Genomic DNA, 3,149 nt, shown 5'->3' with positions numbered 1-3,149 from the left:
TATTATCACTCCATGATGCTTTCCATCGATAAAGTTCTGCAAGTATTGTTAGATATGCATTAGGATTAACCCATTGTTTAGGGGATGAATCAATAATTAATAAAGTATTTGAGAGATTAATATTTTTATCCAATTGAAGTAAGTCATCATTATTGATAGCAACGCATCCACGTGTAAATGGGTCACGTGAACCACTAAATGGGACACCATGAATCCAAATCCCATCACCACTTTTTCCTTGAATTTTGTCATATAGATTAGGATATGAGGTCACAAATGCCATCGGACCATAAAAAGGATCAACATTTTTTTTCTTTTCAATAAACGTATAAATACCTATGGGAGTTTTTAAATCCCCTTCTCTTTTTTTATCTCCTGCATTTTTACCGGTAAAAGCGCCGTAGCGTTTTTTAAGTGAAAAACGTTTCTGGAGATCCGGTGTATATAGCTCAAGAGAGCCTTTTTCTTTACTGACGGTTAAGAGTGATAATGCACGTTCAAAATAACCAAAACGGAGATCTTTATTAAAAAGTGAATGAGACCAATATCCGGGGTTAGAAAACTCTTTTTCAAGAAGTTTTTTACCTCCATTTTTGTAGAGGATAATGTTTTCTGAAGAAAATAGGGCACTAACCAATACGAAACCAATAATGGCGATTTTTACCATTCATATCCTAAATCATTTAAAAATTTTTTATCACTTGTCCAACCTTTTTTTACCGATACAAAAAGCTCAAGGTAAATGGGTTTTGCTGCTAATCTTTCAATTTTTTCACGAGCATTTTTTCCAATACGTTTGATGGCAGTACCACCTTTTCCGATGATAATACCTTTTTGAGAATCTTTTTCGACGATAATGGTGGCACGTATATGTTCCACAGGGGTGTCTTCATCGATTTTATCGATAATAACATCAGATTCATAAGGAATTTCATCACTGATGTTTTCGAAAATAGCTTCACGAATAAACTCTTTATAAATATCACGTATCATTTCAGTCGTGATATTATCGGGATCGTACAAGTATGGGGATTCATCAAGATATTTGACAATCGTATTAAGCAAATCGTTTTTTCCTACATTTTTGGTTACAGACATTGGAATTAATGCTAAAAAATGATCATTAAAACGGTTGTATTCACCTATTTTTTTTAGTAGATCAGACTGAGATATTTGATCAATTTTACTGAGAACAATAATATGTTTTCGTTTATCGGCATTGAGTTCTAAAAACTTTTCATAATGGATGGTTTTGTCTGATGCGGGAGCGAGATAAACGACGATGTCGCAATCTCCGATAGCTTTAAGTGCTTCTTCAAGCATGTATTGATTGAGCAATTTTTCAGCATGATGAAGTCCGGGGGTATCAACAAAAATGATTTGATTTTCTTGATGCATAACAATAGCATTTGAGCGTTTACGGGTAGCATTGGCTTTTTGGCTGACCAAAGCGATTTTTTCGCCTAAAATCCAATTCATAAGAGTGCTTTTACCCGCATTAGGCCGCCCTACGAGAGCTACAAATCCTGCTTTATTCACCTTTAATCTCTAAACGTAATATTGCATGAATACCATGACCAAGCTTTAGATCAAGATCATGTAAGCCGGTTGTTTTGATACCGTGTTTAGCGTCAAGCTCTTTTTTATCAATTTCAATATTATGTTGCATCTTCAGAGTATCTACAATTTCTTCTTTTGTTACTGCACCGAACAGGTGTCCAGTATTTCCCAATTTTTTCGTTATTGTTACTTTAATATCAGCAAGTTGAGTTTTGATAGTGTTAAGACGTTCAATTTCTGCTGCTTCATTTGCAGCTTTTTTCTTTTGTTCAGATTCATATTTTTTTAAAACTTCATTGGTTGCAGCAAGAGCAAGTCCTTTGCCGATTAAGAAGTTTTTTCCATAGCCATCAGCTACTTCTTTGATTTCACCGGTTTTACCGACACCTTTGACATCTTTAGTCAATAATACTTTCATTTATAATCCTTAATTAACCGCGAACGATTTGGCCGCCGTAAGAGACAATCCCATGTGCAAGATTGGAAACTTTAGAGTAACCCATGTCGTGCAAGATACGTTGACAGTGAGCACTTCGGCTTCCTACGTGACAATACACAATAATGTGTTCATTTTTCTCTAATTTAGATTCTGTAAGAGTTTGGAAGAAACTGCTGGTTGGAACCAAAATATCAGCTCCTGCAATACGCCCCATTTTCCACTCCATCCACTCACGAACGTCGACCACTTTGAATTTAACCATACCGAGGTCACGTGCTTCAAAAAGAGATGTTAATTCGTCGCTGTCTAGATCGCTTTTGTGCAATAGCATTTCACACTCTTCTTTGGTCAAGCCGCGAGAGTGCTGATGAGTAACCTCTTCGATTCCCATCTCTAATCGTTTGGCTGCTGCAAATTCAGGTGTACAAAAAATTTGACAGTGACATACTCCTTCTTCTGGGAGCTCTTTTTCAATAGCTGTTGTACAGGGACAGAGACGATTATCGGTACTTTGAAATTTACCCTCTACCTCTTCAACCATATAACATGGGCAAAAGCGTTTGCTGTACATCATTTTATTACGAGCAAGCCCGAGTTGAACACCCTCGTTGATCTCTTCTTGCGGGTTGTAAGACCAACCGAATTGACTGATGACTTTATCGGTAAATTTAATTGTTTTTTCGAGTTCCGCTTGGAACTCATCCGAATTCATATCTATTTTGATGATGCTCATACGTAAATTCCTTATTTGTTTTTGCGTGCTTTACCGGCAATGATAAAACGGAGTGCATTGAGTTTAATGAACCCGCCTGCATCTTTTTGATCGTAAACGGAATCTTCTTCAAAGGTACAATACTCAGGGTTAAACAATGAAAGATCCGAACTGCGTCCGACAACCATAATATTCCCTTTGTATAGTTTCAAGCGGACATTTCCACGAACATTTTGTTGCGTTTTATCAATCGCGGCTTGGAGCATTTCACGTTCCGGAGCGAACCAAAATCCGTTATAAATCAGTTTAGCATAGCGAGGCATCAACTCATCTTTGAGATGAGCTTCTTCACGATCCAGTGTCAACGATTCGATAGCACGGTGGGCTTTAATCATGATCGTTCCCCCAGGAGTTTCGTAACACCCACGACTTTTCATG

General features: G+C 37.2%; 4 protein-coding genes and 1 pseudogene. All 5 read right to left on the bottom strand.

The window, feature by feature from the left end:
* The coding region (locus tag WA010_RS05815; protein ID WP_422556201.1) for a L,D-transpeptidase family protein at positions 1 to 667 on the bottom strand (667 nt) is incomplete at its 3' end.
* Positions 661 to 1,539 carry a GTPase Era gene (era, locus tag WA010_RS05810; RefSeq protein WP_422556200.1) on the bottom strand — a complete coding sequence of 293 codons (879 nt, stop codon included), beginning with the start codon at positions 1,537 to 1,539 and terminating at the stop codon, positions 661 to 663. The genes WA010_RS05815 and era, both read right to left, overlap by 7 nt.
* The gene (gene rplI / locus WA010_RS05805) at positions 1,532 to 1,978 is read right to left on the bottom strand and encodes a 50S ribosomal protein L9 (protein WP_422556199.1); all 447 of its coding nucleotides are present in this window, start codon (positions 1,976 to 1,978) and stop codon (positions 1,532 to 1,534) included. The genes era and rplI overlap by 8 nt, the downstream gene beginning before the upstream one ends.
* A 13-nt stretch (positions 1,979 to 1,991) precedes the next feature.
* A complete protein-coding gene (locus WA010_RS05800; RefSeq protein ID WP_422556198.1) occupies positions 1,992 to 2,732 on the bottom strand; it encodes a ferredoxin-thioredoxin reductase catalytic domain-containing protein in 741 nt (246 codons plus the stop codon).
* Between the two features lie 11 nt (positions 2,733 to 2,743).
* Positions 2,744 to 3,149: pseudogene (locus tag WA010_RS05795) on the bottom strand (argininosuccinate synthase); the annotation flags it as partial.

Source organism: Sulfuricurvum sp., from assembly GCF_049305995.1.
Lineage (GTDB): Bacteria > Campylobacterota > Campylobacteria > Campylobacterales > Sulfurimonadaceae > Sulfuricurvum.
Note: the sequence above shows the minus strand (reverse complement) of the source record. Positions and strands in the feature narration are given on the sequence as shown.